We start from the raw sequence: 17,279 nt of genomic DNA, 5'->3' as shown, positions 1-17,279 counted from the left end.
GTGGGAACTGCCCGTATTTTATCGGAATAGATTACAGGAGCACTTATTTTTAAATATAAGGAAGTGAGATATGGAAAGGATTGTTAAACCTCATTCAGGGCAGCTAGCACGGCAATTCTCGGCAACGTCGCAACCAGGCATGGCGCCCTATCACTCATCTGATTTAACTAGCCTTCCGAATATAAAAACCACGCTTTCACGGCTTGCCTGCGCGGTCAGAGTCACCTTTCCGGTGTTAATGTTTTTTACCGGCATGCCAGCTGCTGTGGCCGTAAACATTACGCAAAATACACTTTACGATAAGCCAGTTAACGATATTAGTGATGGGCTCACGTTCGATCCGAATAGCGGCCTGGAAATAACCGCTGGAGCCGGTACCGTCAATGTCACTAACAGCGCAGGTCCGTATGCAGTAGCGATGGACAGCGCTTATTTATGGTTACATGGCGGCTCCCTTAATAGCGCAGGCGATCTGCTGTTGAAAGGCCAGTCAAACATTCAGATCGGCGGGGCACAAATTGGTGGTGCCCCCGTTTCGACAAATGGTGAGGGCGGCACACTCACCTTTGGCAACCTTGTGACAGACACCGGTGCTGGTACGTCAACCGCTATTAATATTTATGATGCGCAGTCGGCAATCGTGGCTAACAGCATCAACCTGCAGTCTGAAACAAGCCAGTACGTCCAGACCGGCGGCACGACCACGGTGGCGCATGATATGTCAATTCTGCCCGGTGGTAGCGCGGCGAGTGGCGGGTTATCGATCAGCGGTTCCGCGATTCTCAATGTGGGCGATAATCTCACCGCCAATCTCGCTGGCGGTGTCATGGGGTTGCATATTGCCGATGGCGCAACCGTGAATATTGGCGGCGATTTTACGCTCTCTAATGAGAGCACCCTTTATGATATCAATGCGGTGGCGAATAATGCATTAATTAGCAATGCGGACGTGCATGTTAAAGGCGATATGAACCTTAATGGTACTCATACCGGCGACACGGCGTTGCAAATACATGGCGGTTCTTCCGCGCACCATGTCGTTATTGGCGGGAATATCAATCTCAATGCCTCGGCTGCCGGGAATAATATGCAAACGGTACTCGGTAATAATGCCTGGGTGGATGTGGAAAAGAACATTACGCTTAACAGCGTATCTGGCGCCAATAACACCCTTTATATTGGTAATGCGCTAACTAATGAGCAAAACCATGTTGATGCAACGCGCATTATTATGAGCGGGACGGGCGATAATAAGGTTATTTTTAATAACGCCTTCTCTACGCAATCGAATGATGATGGCTATGTTTTTAATATGCAAATATGGGGTGAGGGCAGTGTTGAATATCAGTCGGGTCATACTACGCTGGGTCTGGAGTCTGATTATAGTGGTGATACGCTAATTAGCGGCGGTTTGGTCACGATTAACCATACGAAAGCGCTGGGATCAAATACGATAACAATTAATACTGACGCCAATGACGCGACGAAAGGGCTGGAAATTGCCGGAATGGATCACTACGCCTTCACTAATAAAATGAGCGGCACGGGTATGACGACGGTTTCAGGCGATGTGATCATTTTTATTAATAAAAATCCGTATGCCGGAACATGGAATATCACCGGGAAAGCAGCAACCAGCAGGGATTTATTATCCAGCGACAATGCCTTTGGCTCAGGGACGATTAATGTCGCTGCGAATGGGGAATTTACTGCGCAAACTGACGCTGCGTTCGAATTTAATAATCATCTGACCGGTGCTGGCGATTTTATCGTCGATAATAATCATAACTCGTTTAATTTTACCGCTGATGTGGGGCGTGATTTTTCCGGTGATGTCTATCTCAGAAATAATGATTTTCTGCTGGATGGGTTCAATACCAGCGCACTCACTCAGGCCACACTGCATGTTGAAAACGGCAACACGACTACCGTCGGCCCGGGCACCCAGTCCATTGGTGGTCTGGCTTTCAACGACGGCACAATGGTATTTGGCGATATCGATTCCCTGCCTTTGGTCGAGGCGACCGGAAATGTGGATGTGTCCGGACGGGGCACTATTCAGATCAGCAACAGCAGCAGCTTGCAAAATGTGTCGCACTCGCCGGATACCAGCAAACCGCTCATGCAACAGGATGAAGCGGGCATCGAATACCAGTTGCTGGAAAGCCAGCAAACCGTGGCCGGCGCTGGCGGTAATTTGCTGCTCGTCGATGAAAATGGCCAGCCTGTGTCCGCAGAAACGGAGCACGACGTGACGCAAAATGGCCAGACCGTGGCGAAAGGGCACTATGACTACCGTCTTACCAGCGGGAGCAGCGCGGATGGTATGTATATCAATTACGGGCTGACAGAACTTGAACTGCTGGGGCGGGGCAATGATGCCCTGACATTGAGCGCTGAAGGTAACAGCGGTAATGCCGCCGATTTGAGCGCGAAAATCAGTGGAAGCGGTGACTTGAACATCAACACCGACACGACGGTTTCATTATCCAATCAGGATAACGACTACACCGGCGTAACGCGGATTATTGCCGGTGAGTTGCAGTTAGCTAACGATCAAACCCTGGGCAACACCTCGTTGGTCGATATGGCTTCTGCAACGGTGCTGGATATTCATGGCTATCAGCAAACTCTGGGCGCGGTGGAGAGCCAGCAGGGATCGATAATCGATCTTGCTGGCGGCAGCCTGACGATGACCGACAGCAGTGAGATCGCCGGTGCGCTCACCGGCAGCGGCGCATTAAATTTCATTGGCGGGCAGACGGCTATCTATGGTGAAAACACCACGCTCAGCGCCGATATCACCATAGAATCGGGCGCATCCGTTACCCTCGATAACACGCGGGGGCTGGGGACGTCGGGCATCGACACCAGCGGTTTTCTCAAATTTAACAGTACCTCCGGCCGGTTTGAAAACCCGCTCTCCAATAGTGGAATTGTTGTTCTGAACGACAGTGATATCCAGTTTACCGCTGACAACAGCCATTTTGACGGTACGGTTGAGATTGGTGATGGCAGCCAGCTTACGGTTAATACGGGAGACCAACTGAGTTTCGCGTCGATAATCGATGACGGAACGCTTCGGCTGGTGACTGACAGTGACTGGACCGTGCAAAACAGCGTGACCGGTTCCGGGGGGCTGGAAAAAGGCGGCTTCGGCCTGCTCACACTCTCGCAGGCTGCCGCGCTCTATACAGGAGAGACCCATATCCGAAGCGGCGGCTTGCAGTTCGGTTCACCCGAGGAGCCGTTCACGCTGGCGTCATCGCACGTCACTATCTATAAAAACGCGGCGCTTATCGGCAACGGCGCGGTAGCAGGTGATGTGACTAACGCCGGCACCCTGTCTATCGGGAGCGAAACGACGAACCGGGCTGCACGCGCGGTCGGTGATGTGCTTACCATTAACGGCAACCTGAATAACAGCGGCACGGTTCAGATAGGTGCGGCAAACAGCGGCAAAGTACCGGGTAATCAACTGGTGGTGAAGGGCGATTACCAGGGGAGCAACGGTTTGATTAATTTCAACACCGTTCTGGCGGATGACAACTCCGCAACGGAAACGCTGCGGGTGGAAGGCGATACCAGCGGTACGACTAAGGTCAGTGTTAACAATGTTGGCGGCACGGGCTTGCCTACGCTGAATGGGATCCAGCTCATCCATGTTAATGGACGTTCTGCCGGGCGATTTACCCAGCAGGGGCGAATTGTCGCGGGCGCGTATGACTATATGCTGATGCGCGGTTACGGGCAGGATTATGCGCACTGGTATTTAAGTAACCAGATGCCAGAAGACGTGCCGCCTGATCCGGAGGACCCTCAAGATCCACCGATTGACCCCGAAAATCCACCGGGCGACCCCGATCAACCGCCGTCTGAGCAGCCTGATCCTGATCCGACCCCGTCGCAACCGACACCACCACACGTCACTAAGCCGGTTTACCGGCCAGAAGGGGGAAGCTACACGGAAAATCTGGCGGCAGCCAACCGCATGTTTGCCTTCCGTTTGCAGGAGAGTGCTGGCGAAAACCAGGCCGATAACGCACCGCAGGACGATACCGCAGAGAGCAGCATGTGGATGCATCAGGCGGGAACGCGTCACCGCTCGCGCGACGACAGCGGACAATTGAAAACCGACTCGACTCAGTATGTGGTGATGCTGGGCGGCGATCTGCTGCAGTGGGGCGACAGCCGCCAGGGGCGCGGGCACGCGGGAGTCATGGCCGGATACGGAAACCACCACAGCAAAACGCACTCGGGCATCAGCGGTTACGATGCTGACGGTCAGGTAAATGGCTACACGGCTGGCGCATACGGCGCATGGTATGCCGACGGTGTAAATAAAACCGGGTTGTATGTGGGCAGTTGGGCGCAATACAGCTGGTTCACGAATTCAGTCAGCGGTGAGGAGCTTTCTGCCGAGGCGTATCACGCCAAAGGTGTCAGTGCCTCCGTTGAAACCGCCTGGAACTGGAAAGCCGCTGCGTTTTCCGGCAGCGACGGTTCGCCGACAAGCTGGTACATTCAGCCGCAGGCGCAGGCTATCTGGATGGGCGTAGACGCGGAAGATCACCGCGAAGCAAACGGCACGCGCGTTAGCGGCGATGGAAGTAACGCGCTACAAACGCGCCTCGGGATCCGCAGCTGGCTCAACAGTGATGGTGGCCGGGATAATGGCAACGGGCGGGCGTTAGCGCCGTTTATCGAAGCCAACTGGATCCACAATTCGCAGCGTTTCGCCACGCACATGGACGGCGAAACCATCAGCCAGGCGGGTGCGGATAATGTCGGCGAAGTGAAAATCGGCATGACTGGCAGGTTGAACACGCAACTGCATCTGTGGGGCAACATCGGCTATCAACGCGGCGGCAAAGGCTATAGCAGTACGCAAGCGACGTTTGGCGTTCGTTATGAATTCAAATAGTTACCCGTACACCTTATTTTGCAGGGGTTGCGCGCGGCGCTTTTGCCGGAAGGCTGGTTTACAACACCCGGCGCGCGCATTCTCCTGGGTGGCGGTTACGAACCGCTAACCACAACGTATTGATTTTTAAGTTATTCTTTGTGCCCTTCTTTGTGAAGGCTGAGAAAAATCCGTATTACCTGATCTGGATAATGCCAGCGTAGGGGGCCGAAATTCGGCTTCCTTCTCATGAGATTGACTCTCTTTTTGTTAGTGCGCAATGCACTTGAGGTACAAAAAGGGCGCAATCATGGGGTACAGAAATCTTCCATACACATTTCAGTGAAACGGCAACAACTCTCTGCAAATCCGGCTTTCAAACGGCAGGATGTATAAAAAATCACGACTCACGGATAGCTTCCGTGAAGCATCTGCTTTGATGATTGGCGTTACGCCACACATTCCTTTTGTTAAATCATTAGCTACACCGCTCTCGATGTTCGATGCGTTTATTTCAAACCTGATTGTGTCTGAACGTAGGGCTGTGAAAGTTTTGCCGCTACCTCATCAGCCGATTGATGAACCCGCTGCTAACGTTGAGCTAGCAGCACCAGTCGAGCTAGAAAAGATGTTAACCCTTTCTGATGCCTGGGCTATGTACAAAGACGAAAAAGGGCGTAACTGGACGAAATCGATCTCAATGGCGAATGAGCGTTATAGGGAAGTATTGCCAACTCGCCAGCGGAGTCCGCAATCTGGCGCAGCGATTGTCGGTTGCTGCGAAAGAGATTAAGGCGTTGATTGAGCAGTCCGGCTCAGGTTCAGCCTGGCAGCGAAAGGGGGGGAGCGAGCGGGCGAAAGCATGAAGCGTATTATGGCTTCCGTTAAGCAGGTGTCCGAACTGATGTCGGAGATTGATCTCTCCACCAATGAGCAAAGCCGCGGTATTGAGCAGATCAATATTGCTGTCGTGCAAATGGATTCCGTTACCCGGCAGAACGCCGCACTCGTTGAGGAAGCCTCTGCCGCTGCACATTCGCTGAAAGAGCAGTCGCAATGACTTAAACAGGCTGTGGCTGTCTTCAAACTTAACTAATGACAAACGGTGACAGGCAGGCTTCGGCCTGCCTTTCTTTTTATGGTTGCGTTATCTTTGAGGGTGATTTTGCGCTCCGGTTCCAGCAACGCGAGGCGCTGAAAGGAAGCGGAGGTTGGTTAGGTTGGGCTGGGTTAAGCAAAAATCAGACTGCAGGAAAAAGTGCGAAACAATCAAAATTAGGAGTTTTCCTATGCTCTGATAAGCAGTAGACTATCCTTTTACCTATCACATAACAAAATGAAATATACGATTCCAGCCAAGTTGTTCTTCGGTGTTTTAGCAGTGACTTTTGTTTGTTTAACATACTTGTTGATTAATGTGGCGATTTAAAAATGAAAAATGAAACGACAGAGATAGATTTACTGGAGTTGCTTTTCTTTATAAAAAAGAAAAGTAAAAGCATCATTTTCTCAATGGCGGTAGCGCTGATTTTAGCAATTGTTTTTTTGTGGGTGGAAAAAGATGAAGTAAATATAAACTATGAAGTAAAAATAAACAGTGATGCTCCCAGTATGATTATTAATTGTGATGCTGATTTTGATTGCAAATCGAATTTCATTGAATCGATTATCAAAGGCAATAGTGACAGATTTACTATTCAGTCAGATGAAAGAACAAAAGTAATTAATCTCACCTGGAGAGGCAAGACTTCCGAAAAACCGATCGCTGATGCTGCAATTAAAACGATATATCAAAAAATCAGCGCCTGGTATGTTCAGGATTATCAAGCGTATAAAAGAATAATTGATGATAATAAAAACAACGAGATGAATGGTACTGAACTCTATACAAAAATAGCCTTTATTACAAAGCTGGACTATTCGAAGGAAAAGGATTTTATATTTATCAGTAAAGGTGATGTCAGTAATAAATATAAAAAAGGTATATTCATTGTATTAGCGTTAATGATAGGGTTTATTTTATCGACTTCTTATCATTTAACGAAAAGAAGCATTGTTGAATATAATAAAAAGAAAATATTCAAAAAAACGCAAATTAACTAAAAAAGCAATACCAGTGTATAAATAAAGTATAAGCCCGCCGAGTGAATTACCCAGAAGACGGGGTTCACTCGAGAGTTGCGGGCTTTTTACAGTAGTAAATGAAAACAGGATCAACCAGATTGGGGTTATACAGCATCCATTTTATTAGCAGAGTAATTAATTAAAAAATTTAACTGATTCATCTTTAATTCACATAATTGATAACCGGGAACATCAGGATAGATCTATAAAAATCCGTTTCGGATATTGTATTGACACTGACCCCATAACCGTATTCTTTTCCTGCCCATATTTCTTTTATCAACCACGGTTCGCTACATACTGCGAGAGCCCCGTCTGCCTGGCTGGGGCAGAGCAGGTAAGCAGAATAGAGATGGACTCCTGAGACGACGGAAACGTTGAATCAGATTCAACTGATTCGGTGTGCCCTTCCTTGTTAAGACTGAGAAATACCAGTATTACCCGATCTGTAAGATACCCACGTCAGTAACGACGGGATTTTCCGCCGTTGTATACCCGAATAATTTTCAAAAATGAAAAAAAGCCCCACCTTTTTAGGTTCGGAGCCAGATCTGGCGCGCTTAAATTTCCCGTAGGCTGTACGTTAAAAAGTAGCGGCCTGCGTACTTTTCAATGCTGTATACCCTGCCGCTGTAATCGATCCGAACCGTGGCACCGTCAACGGCGATCGCCGATAGGGAGCCGCTGCCAGTCAGAAATGAAAAGTCGCCGTAAAGCTGCTGCACGCTAGCTCCATCGGCGTTGCGTAGGTAATACCGGTGTACGGTCGGGGCGGTGGCTCCGCCTTCGCTGTTCTGCGTGGTGTAAAGCCATGTGCCCGGGGCGAGCAGGCGCACGCTCTGAAGCGTGTCGCCTGCTCGCGGATCTGGCTGATAACTCAGCCAGGCGAAGATGACCAGCAACACAGTTAACAGCCAATGGGCCGCATTAATGCGCACCTTCTGATAAAACCATAAATAAGTTTGCGGCAGTGCGGCGTTACGTCCGTAGGCGTGACTGCGTGCTTCTCTCATATTGTTTTGTAGGATCTGCCGTCTACTTATAGGGCCGATGCCTGGCGGTGATGCCATCTCCCTTCTCCTTTTCTCTTTGAATGTTATGGTCGTTATGGGGCGGCAACTGATTGATAAGCAAGCATTAAAAAAACGTTCTTTACGGCGTAGAGAAAGATACCTGTGATTTTAGTAACCATAAAAATCAACGAGTCAGACTGCCTGAAGGTATCGATGTTGTGTTCATGACCGTTATGAAATCATTAAATTTTCATGGCTTGCACCTGCTTGTTGAAAAGCCGATTAGCCGGTGAAACCGTCGTAATATGGTCGCGCCCGTGTGGGTTGTGATGAGGGGCAGATGCCATTTTTAAAAGGGTTGTGTCTTTCTCTTCCCGCTGGCATGCTCCTGAACAGGGATTAATGAGAGCATTAATCGCAAGTAGTTGAATTTTTTTTAAATGACTCGGGGTGCCCTTCTTTGTGAAGGCTGAGAAATACCCGTACCACCTGATCTGGATAATGCCAGCGTAGGGAAGTCAGATGCCTGCCCGGCATCCCTTCTTCACGCCGGGCAGGAGCGAAACCATGCAACCTGACCTGCTTGATCGTGTGCAACTCGCACATGCGTTACAGCAATTCCGCCGTCGTTCTCCCCTTGTGCACTGTATGACCAATGATGTCGTACAAACCTTTACCGCTAACGTGCTGCTGGCGCTTGGCGCCTCACCCGCGATGGTGGTTGATAGCGAAGAGGCGCCACAGTTCAGCGCTATCGCCGATGCGCTGCTCATCAATGTGGGCACTTTGACGCGCGATCGCGCCACAGCTATGCGTCTGGCGGTGGAAAGCGCGAATGCCGCGCATAAACCCTGGACACTCGATCCCGTCGCCGTTGGCGCGCTCACGTTACGTACGGAATTCTGCCAGCAACTGCTGGCGCTGCGTCCGGCGGCGATCCGGGGTAACGCTTCGGAAATCCTCGCGCTTGCCGGCATGAGCGCAGGCGGACGCGGCGTGGATACCACCGATACCGCCAGCGCAGCACTGCCTGCGGCGCAGGCGCTGGCGCGGCAAAGCGGGGCGATTGTCGCGGTAAGCGGCGAAGTGGATTACATCACCGATGGCCCGCGCGTGCTGATGGTCACCGGCGGTGATGTGTTGATGACACGTGTGGTCGGCACCGGCTGCGCGCTCTCGGCGGTGGTGGCTGCCAGCTGCGCGTTGGCGGGCGATAAGCTGGAAAATGTCGCCGCGGCCTGCGCGTTTATGGCACAAGCCGGCAGCCTGGCCCGCGCGAAAAGCGCGGGGCCGGGCAGTTTTGTTCCCGCCTTTCTGGATGCGCTGTACGCGCTGGGAGGCAACGCATGAAGCGCATCAACGCGTTAACCGTTGCCGGCACCGACCCCAGCGGTGGGGCGGGTATTCAGGCGGATCTTAAAACCTTCTCGGCGCTGGGCGCATACGGCTGTTCGGTGATCACCGCACTGGTGGCGCAAAACACCCGTGGCGTGCAGTCGGTGTACCGCATTGAACCCGATTTTGTCGCCGCGCAGCTTGATTCCGTGCTCAGCGACGTGCGCATCGACACCACCAAAATCGGTATGCTGGCAGAAACGGACATTGTGGAAGCGGTCGCGGAGCGGCTGCGGCGCTACCAGGTGCGCAATGTGGTACTCGATACGGTGATGCTCGCCAAGAGTGGCGACCCGCTGTTATCGCCTTCGGCTGTGGCGGCGCTGCGTCAGCATTTACTGCCACAGGTTTCACTTATTACGCCTAATTTGCCGGAAGCCGCCGCGCTGCTCGATGCGCCGCATGCCCGCAGCGAACAAGAGATGCATGCCCAGGGCGAAGCGCTGCTGGCGCTCGGCTGTGAAGCGGTGTTGATGAAAGGCGGCCATCTGGAGGACGCCGAAAGCCCGGACTGGCTGTTCACGCGCGATGGGGCGCTGCGCTTTACCGCCCCGCGTGTGAAAACGAAAAACACGCACGGCACCGGCTGCACGCTCTCCGCCGCGCTGGCGGCGCTGCGCCCGCGCCATAACGACTGGGCATCCACCGTGGTGGAAGCAAAACAGTGGTTAACGGCGGCGCTGGTGCAGGCGGATACGCTGGAAGTTGGGCATGGCATTGGCCCGGTGCATCACTTTCACCAGTGGTGGTAAACCGGTATACGAAACGTGCCAGCAGATTATGCTGAAAAAAGTTGCAATGGTGGAAAATCTCGCGCGAGGGAACCAGGCTTATCTCTGCCTGCCGTCAGGCAGGTAAGGATAATCCAATTCGCTTTGCGCGAAGCTTACGGGAGCATAGCTATGACTGATATTGTGCAGTTACTTGGCAAAGACGCCGACAGCCTTCTGCAACACCGTTGTATGACCATCCCCGCTGACCAGCTCTACCTGCCAGGACACGATTATGTGGATCGCGTAATGGTCGACAACAACCGCCCGCCGGCGGTTCTGCGAAATATGCAGACGCTGTATAACCACGGGCGGCTGGCGGGCACGGGCTATCTGTCTATTTTGCCGGTCGACCAGGGGATCGAGCACTCGGCGGGCGCGTCGTTTGCCGCCAACCCGCTCTACTTCGATCCAAAGAACATTGTCGAGCTGGCGATTGAAGCCGGTTGTAACTGTGTGGCATCCACTTACGGCGTGCTGGCGTCGGTTTCGCGCCGTTACGCGCACCGCATTCCCTTCCTCGTCAAACTGAACCACAACGAAACGCTCAGCTACCCCACCGAATATGACCAGACGCTGTACGCCAGCGTCGAGCAGGCGTTCAATATGGGCGCGGTCGCCGTCGGGGCGACGATTTACTTCGGCTCGCAGGAGTCTCGCCGCCAGATTGAGGAGATCTCCGCCGCCTTTGAACGCGCGCATGAACTCGGCATGGTCACCGTACTGTGGGCGTACCTGCGTAACTCTGCGTTCAAGAAAGATGGCGTCGATTACCACGTTTCCGCCGATTTAACCGGCCAGGCGAACCACATTGCCGCCACCATTGGCGCGGATATTGTGAAGCAGAAAATGGCGGAAAATAACGGCGGCTACAACGCGGTGAACTTCGGTTACACCGACGAGCGCGTTTACAGCAAGCTGACCAGCGACAACCCGATTGACCTGGTGCGTTACCAGCTGGCGAACTGCTACATGGGCCGCGCCGGGCTGATTAACTCCGGCGGCGCGGCGGGCGGCGATACCGATCTGGGCGACGCCGTTCGTACGGCGGTTATCAACAAACGCGCGGGCGGCATGGGGCTGATCCTTGGCCGTAAAGCGTTTAAGAAAACCATGGCCGACGGCGTGAAACTGATTAACGCCGTGCAGGATGTCTATCTTGACGAGAAAGTGACCATCGCCTGATGCCCCATTTACCCTCCCCGCTGGGGGAGGGTAAACTAAAAACGGCATTTCATTTCTGCTCAGTTCCCTTCCCGATCTTCATCACATTTCCGTAACCTTTTGTGAAAAATGTCACGCACCGTCGTGCGCATGCCCAAAAAATGGCGGCCGCTTAGCGGAAATTGTCCGAGGATGCGGCGTATTTTTGTGCATATATTTTCTTATGAAACGGCTTTTCAAAAATACCAAGGATCTGTAATGAAAATTGAATCTGTCAATGTCACCGTCTTTCAGCATCCCACGCGCCGCGTTTCCGACAGCGCCGGACACTCGCATCCGGGGCCGGAAACGCAGGCCAGAATGGCGATGCTGACCATTACCGCAGACGATGGCAGCAAAGGCTACGCCTTCGCGCCGCCGGAAGTGGTGCGTCCGTTTGTGCTCAACGCTTTTTTCCGCAAAGTGATGGTCGGGCAGGATCCGTTTAACCGCGAGCGCATCTGGCAGGATCTGGTGCACTGGCAGCGCGGTAGCGCACATCAGTTAACCGAGCGCGCACTGTCGTTTGTTGAACAAGCGCTGTGGGATTTGATTGGCCGCAAGCTCAATATGCCGGTGTACAAGCTGCTTGGCGGCTACCGCGACAAAGTGCCCGCTTATGGCAGCACCATGTGCGGTGACGAGCTGGAAGGCGGGCTTTCAACACCGGAAGAGTACGCCGCCTTCGCCGAAAAACTGGTGGCGCGCGGCTACAAAGCCATCAAGTTACACACCTGGATGCCGCCGGTGAAATTCGCGCCGAACCCGAAAATGGACGTCAAAGCCTGCGCCGCAGTGCGTGAAGCGGTCGGCCCGGATATCGACCTGATGATTGACGGCTACCACTGGTACAGCCGCACCGAAGCGCTCTATATCGGTAAAGAGCTGGAAAAACTCAACTTCGCCTGGTTCGAAGAGCCGATGGAAGAAGAGAGCATGTCCTCTTACGCATGGCTGGCGGAAAATCTGTCAATTCCGATTATCGGGCCGGAAAGTCTGGGCGGGAAACACCACAGCCGTGCTGACTGGGTAAAAGCGGGCGCCTGCGACATTCTGCGTGCCGGTGCCAACGGCGTGGGCGGCATTTCGCCGACGCTGAAAGTGGCGAACCTGGCGGAGTCGTTCGGCATGGATTGTGAAGTGCACGGCAACGGCGCGGCGAGCCTGGCGGTGATTGGCGCCATCCGCAACTGCCGCTGGTATGAGCGCGGTTTGCTGCACCCGTTCCTCGATTATGACCAACCGGCAGCGTACTTAAACAGTATTGTCGACCCGATGGATGAAGAGGGTTTTGTTCATCTGCCGCAGCGGCCGGGGCTCGGCGAAGACATCAATTTTGCGTATATCGAAGCCAACACTGTCAGCCACGACTGACAGATAACAATAAATGCCCGGAGGCGATGACTTTCGGGCCGCACCGGTCGATTACCGGTAAAACGTACTCTACAAACGGTATGCACAGATGAAAAAAACCTCCCTCGCGGGCGCGTGTTTACTCGCGCTCTCGCTGATGATGGGGAGCGGCGCGGCATTGGCGAAAACGCCGCCCGATCAGCTCATCATCGGCATGAACATGAATAACCTGCTGACGCTCGATCCAGCGGCAATGACCGGCAACGAAGTGGTCGGTATTGTGGTCAATCTCTACGACTCACTGGTTGAGCTCGATGCGAATGAACTCACCAACGTTAAACCGGCGCTGGCGGAGTCCTGGGATATCAGCCCGGACGGCAAAACGCTCACCTTCCACCTGCGCAACAACGTCAGGTTTCACTCCGGCAACCCGCTGACCGCGCAGGATGTGGTGTGGTCGATGCGCCGCCTGCTGCACCTGAACCTGGCGCAGGCGTCGGTGTGGAAATCTTACGGTTTCAGCAAAAAGAATATCGATCAGCAGGTGAGCGCGGCGGACGACAACACCGTGCAAATCCGACTGCCTAAGCCTAACGATCCGCAACTGGTTCTCTACTCGCTGGGCGCGCTTGGCAATCTCGGCGTGCTGGACAGCAAAACTGTGCAAAGCCATGAAGTGAATGGCGACTGGGGCAACCGCTGGCTGACCACCAACGAAGCGGGTTCCGGGCCGTTTATGCTGGAAACCTGGCAGGCGAAAGATGTGCTGCGCATGAAGCGCAACCCGAATTACTGGCGCGAGGAGCCCAAACTGAGCCGCGTGGTGCTGCGCCATTTCCAGGAGCCGCAAACCCTGCGCCTGATGCTGGCGAAAGGCGATCTGGATATTGCCAATAACATGGCGGTTTCGGACATCAACGCGCTGCGTAAAGACCCTAACGTAACGGTGGAAGCGGTGCAAAAGGGCACGGTTTATTACGTGGCGATGAGCATGAAAGAGCCGCATTTCACCAACCCGAAAGTGCGTGAAGCGGTGCGGTATCTGATTGATTACCAGGGTATCAATAAAGCATTGATGCCGGGCTATGGCGTGCTGCACCAGCGACCAATCAAAGCGGGAATGCCGTCAACGCTGCCGGATCCCGGCTACCGGCTGGACATTCCGCGTGCGAAAAAACTGCTCGCGGAAGCGGGTTACCCGGACGGGTTTGATACCACGCTGCGCGTACTCGCCGACCAGCCGTTTCTCAATATCGCCATCGCCGTGCAGTCAACGCTGATGCAGGCCGGGATTAACGCCAAAATCGTCACCGGTACCGGCAACCAGATCTATGGCGCGATGCGCGAGCGTAAATTCGAAATGCTGGTGGGACGCGGCGGCAGCGGTGTGGAACCGCATCCGCACTCGAGCCTGCGCGCGCTGGTCTATAACCCCGATAACAGCGACGAAGCCCGGCTGACCAACTTCCAGGGCTGGCGCACCAGTTTCTACGATAAACCGCTCAACGAGATGATCGACAACGCGCTGCTGGAGCGCGATCCGGAAAAGCAGAAAGCGGACTATCAGCAAATTCAGCGGCGCTATGACCAACTGATCCCGGCGCTGATCCCGCTCTCGCAAATGGTGGATTCGGTGGTGGTGCGTAATGAAGTGAAAAACTTCCAGTCGCATCCGTCTGCCACCACGTTCCTGCGCGAGGTGTACAAAGCGCCCGTCACCACAGGAGAGAAAGGATGAGTTCGTTACTGCTTGCGCCTGGTTCACGCACCCGACGCCTTTCAAAACGGTTCACTCAGGTGGTGGTGACGCTGTTTGGCCTGCTGCTGCTGACCTTCTTTATTGGCCGCGTGATGCCTGTCGATCCGGTGCTGGCGATTGTCGGCCCGGATGCGGATCACAGCACCTACCAGCAGGTTTATCAGCAACTGGGGTTTGATAAGTCGCTGCTGACCCAGTTTGGTATTTACCTGAATAACCTGCTGCACGGCGATCTTGGCAACGCGTTGCTGACCGGCAAACCGGTACTGGACGATATTGTGCGTGTCTTCCCGGCGACGCTTGAGCTGGCGACGATGGCGATAATCGTTGGCGCCGGGCTCGGTGTTCCGCTGGGGGTACTGGCGGCGGCGCGTCGTAACAGCGTTGCCGATTACGTGGTACGCATTATCAGCCTTGCCGGTTACTCGACACCGATTTTTTGGGTCGGCATGATGGGGCTGCTGCTGTTCTACGCCTGGCTTGGCTGGGTCGGCGGTGCCGGTCGGCTGGATCTGGGGCTGGATGGCGTGGTAGCGCATCGCACCGGGCTTATCACCGTGGATGCGCTGCTGGCAGGCAATGGCGCGGTGTTCTGGAATGCGCTTAATCATCTGGTGCTGCCCGCCTCGCTGCTCGGTTTCCACTCGCTGGCGTATATCAGCCGCATGACCCGCAGCTTTATGCTGGCGCAACTGTCGCAGGAGTTCATCATCACCGCGCGGGTGAAAGGGTTGACGGAACGCCAGGTCATCTGGAATCACGCCTTTCGCAATATCCTCGTGCAACTGCTGACGGTGGTGGCGCTGGCTTACGGTTCGCTGCTGGAAGGGGCGGTATTGATTGAAACCGTCTTTTCGTGGCCGGGCTTTGGCTCCTACCTCACCGGCAGTTTATTGCTGGGAGATATGAATGCGGTCATGGGCTGCGTACTGCTGGTCGGGGTGATTTTCGTGATGCTCAATCTGCTCTCCGACATGCTTTACCAACTCTTTGATCCGAGGACGAAATCATGACGGTCTCTTTTGATTCGCCGCTCTCTTCGACAAGCCGCGAGCGCAGCCTGCGTATCAAACGCGGCGTCGGGCGTGCGGCAGGCTTTCTTGGCAAAATGGCGCGTAACCCGCTCACGGCAATCGGCGGCAGCATCATTTTGCTGCTGCTGGTGGTGGCGATCTTCGCGCCGCTTATCGCGCCCTATAACCCGCTGGTTCAGGATCTGGAAAACGCGCTGAGCGCGCCGAATGCCGCGTACTGGTTTGGCACCGATGAGTTTGGCCGCGATATTTTTAGCCGCCTGGTTTACGGCTCGCGCATCACGCTTTATATCGTGCTGCTGGTGTCCGTCACCGTTGGCCCTCTGGGGCTGCTGCTTGGCGTTACCGCCGGGTACTTTGGCGGCAAGGTGGATATGGTGCTAATGCGCGTGACCGACATCTTTATCTCGTTTCCGAGCCTGGTGCTGGCACTGGCGTTTGTCGCGGCGCTTGGGCCGGGGCTTGAACATGTGGTGATCGCCATTACGCTCACCGCCTGGCCGCCGATTGCGCGGCTGGCGCGCGCGGAAACCCTCTCATTGCGCCAGGCTGATTTTATCTCCGCCGTGCGCTTGCAGGGGGCGTCGCCGGTGCGTGTCCTGTGGCGGCATATTGTGCCGCTGTGCCTGCCGTCGGTGATTATCCGCATCACCATGAACATGGCGGGGATCATTCTGACCGCGGCGGGGCTGGGCTTTTTAGGCCTGGGCGCGCAGCCGCCGGAGCCGGAGTGGGGCGCGATGATCTCAAGCGGGCGCACCTACATGATGGAGTGCTGGTGGGTAGTAACGATTCCGGGGCTGGCGATCTTAATCAACAGCCTGGCCTTTAATTTCCTGGGAGACGGCTTACGTGACATCCTCGATCCTCGCAGCGAATAATTCGCCGCTACTCGATGTGCGCAACCTGCATGTCGATTTTATCAACGGGCGCGCGGTAACCCATGCGGTGCGCGGCGTCTCCTTCAGCCTTGGTCAGGAGAAACTGGCGATTGTCGGTGAGTCTGGCTCTGGGAAATCCACCGTCGGGCGCGCCTTGCTGCGCCTGCACCCGGCGAAGGCGCGCATTCAGGCAGAGGCAATGCAGTTTGGCGATGTCGACCTGCTGAACATCAGCGAAGCGCAGATGCGCCAGGTGCGCGGCAAGCGTATTTCGATGATTATGCAGGACCCGAAATATTCGCTGAACCCGGTGGTTTGCGTGGGCGATCAGATAGCCGAAGCCTGGTTAACGCACCATCCGGGCAAGAAAGCCGAGGCGAAGGCGAAAGTGCTGGAGATGCTTGATGTGGTGCGCATCCGTCAGCCGGAACGCGTTTATCATCTCTATCCGCATGAAATTTCCGGCGGCCAGGGGCAGCGCATCATGATTGCCATGATGCTGATCACCGACCCTGAACTGGTGATCGCCGACGAACCCACCTCGGCGCTGGATGTTTCGGTGCGTTTGCAGGTGCTGGGTTTGCTGGACGACTTGGTGAAATCGCGCGGGCTGGGGCTGATTTTTATCAGTCACGACATCAACCTGGTGCGCAGTTTCTGTGACCGCGTGCTGGTGATGTACGCCGGACGGGTGGTGGAGTCGATTGCCGCCAGGGATCTCGATAACGCGCAGCACCCCTACACGCAGGGGCTGATTCACGCCCTGCCGGAAATCCACAACCGCCGTCCGGTGCTGCCAGTGTTGCAGCGCCAGGCCAGCTGGCTGGGCGAATAAGGAGAGCAG

At 54.5% G+C, this 17,279-nt stretch carries 11 protein-coding genes, 2 pseudogenes and 1 riboswitch; of the genes and pseudogenes, 12 read left to right on the top strand and 1 reads right to left on the bottom strand.

The window, feature by feature from the left end:
- The first annotated feature begins 265 nt into the window (after positions 1 to 265).
- The 4 genes and pseudogenes from IP581_RS14885 (at position 266) to IP581_RS14870 (ending at position 7,006) form a co-directional block, all read left to right on the top strand.
- Positions 266 to 4,924, top strand: coding sequence for an autotransporter outer membrane beta-barrel domain-containing protein (locus tag IP581_RS14885; RefSeq protein WP_228007771.1), 4,659 nt, complete (start codon positions 266 to 268; stop codon positions 4,922 to 4,924).
- A 340-nt stretch (positions 4,925 to 5,264) separates the two neighbouring features.
- Positions 5,265 to 5,633: pseudogene (locus IP581_RS14880) on the top strand (integrase); the annotation flags it as partial.
- Positions 5,634 to 5,640: 7 nt separating this feature from the next.
- Positions 5,641 to 5,963: pseudogene (locus IP581_RS14875) on the top strand (methyl-accepting chemotaxis protein); the annotation flags it as partial.
- A 371-nt stretch (positions 5,964 to 6,334) separates the two neighbouring features.
- On the top strand, positions 6,335 to 7,006 hold the full coding sequence (locus tag IP581_RS14870) for a hypothetical protein (protein WP_193820744.1): 672 nt from the start codon (positions 6,335 to 6,337) through the stop codon (positions 7,004 to 7,006).
- A 581-nt stretch (positions 7,007 to 7,587) separates the two neighbouring features.
- Here IP581_RS14870 and IP581_RS14865 read toward each other — a convergent pair.
- The gene (locus IP581_RS14865; RefSeq protein WP_193820743.1) at positions 7,588 to 8,097 is read right to left on the bottom strand and encodes a hypothetical protein; all 510 of its coding nucleotides are present in this window, start codon (positions 8,095 to 8,097) and stop codon (positions 7,588 to 7,590) included.
- Between the two features lie 379 nt (positions 8,098 to 8,476).
- Positions 8,477 to 8,573, top strand: a riboswitch (TPP riboswitch).
- A gap of 34 nt (positions 8,574 to 8,607) precedes the next feature.
- Between IP581_RS14865 and thiM the strand changes: the two genes are divergently transcribed.
- The 8 genes from thiM (at position 8,608) to IP581_RS14825 (ending at position 17,270) form a co-directional block, all read left to right on the top strand.
- On the top strand, positions 8,608 to 9,390 hold the full coding sequence (thiM, locus tag IP581_RS14860; protein WP_097399414.1) for a hydroxyethylthiazole kinase: 783 nt from the start codon (positions 8,608 to 8,610) through the stop codon (positions 9,388 to 9,390).
- Positions 9,387 to 10,187: a bifunctional hydroxymethylpyrimidine kinase/phosphomethylpyrimidine kinase gene (thiD, locus tag IP581_RS14855; protein ID WP_086868267.1), complete on the top strand. Its 801-nt coding sequence runs from the start codon at positions 9,387 to 9,389 to the stop codon at positions 10,185 to 10,187. The genes thiM and thiD overlap by 4 nt, the downstream gene beginning before the upstream one ends.
- 150 nt (positions 10,188 to 10,337) lie before the next feature.
- Positions 10,338 to 11,390, top strand: a complete 1,053-nt coding sequence (gene fbaB, locus IP581_RS14850; RefSeq protein WP_086868271.1) for a class I fructose-bisphosphate aldolase — start codon at positions 10,338 to 10,340, stop codon at positions 11,388 to 11,390.
- Between the two features lie 237 nt (positions 11,391 to 11,627).
- Positions 11,628 to 12,782: a mandelate racemase family protein gene (locus IP581_RS14845; protein ID WP_193820742.1), complete on the top strand. Its 1,155-nt coding sequence runs from the start codon at positions 11,628 to 11,630 to the stop codon at positions 12,780 to 12,782.
- Between the two features lie 88 nt (positions 12,783 to 12,870).
- Positions 12,871 to 14,499 (top strand): ABC transporter substrate-binding protein, encoded by a 1,629-nt coding sequence (locus IP581_RS14840; RefSeq protein ID WP_193820741.1) that lies wholly within the window; start codon positions 12,871 to 12,873, stop codon positions 14,497 to 14,499.
- The gene (locus IP581_RS14835; RefSeq protein ID WP_086868280.1) at positions 14,496 to 15,533 is read left to right on the top strand and encodes an ABC transporter permease; all 1,038 of its coding nucleotides are present in this window, start codon (positions 14,496 to 14,498) and stop codon (positions 15,531 to 15,533) included. Before IP581_RS14840 ends, IP581_RS14835 begins: the two co-directional genes overlap by 4 nt.
- Positions 15,530 to 16,435 (top strand): ABC transporter permease, encoded by a 906-nt coding sequence (locus IP581_RS14830; protein WP_193820740.1) that lies wholly within the window; start codon positions 15,530 to 15,532, stop codon positions 16,433 to 16,435. The genes IP581_RS14835 and IP581_RS14830 overlap by 4 nt, the downstream gene beginning before the upstream one ends.
- Positions 16,407 to 17,270 carry an ABC transporter ATP-binding protein gene (locus IP581_RS14825; RefSeq protein ID WP_193820739.1) on the top strand — a complete coding sequence of 288 codons (864 nt, stop codon included), beginning with the start codon at positions 16,407 to 16,409 and terminating at the stop codon, positions 17,268 to 17,270. Before IP581_RS14830 ends, IP581_RS14825 begins: the two co-directional genes overlap by 29 nt.
- The last annotated feature ends 9 nt before the right edge of the window (positions 17,271 to 17,279 follow it).

It is taken from the genome of Kosakonia pseudosacchari (assembly GCF_015167415.1).
Lineage (GTDB): Bacteria > Pseudomonadota > Gammaproteobacteria > Enterobacterales > Enterobacteriaceae > Kosakonia > Kosakonia pseudosacchari.
This window is presented reverse-complemented; position numbering and strand designations above follow the sequence as displayed.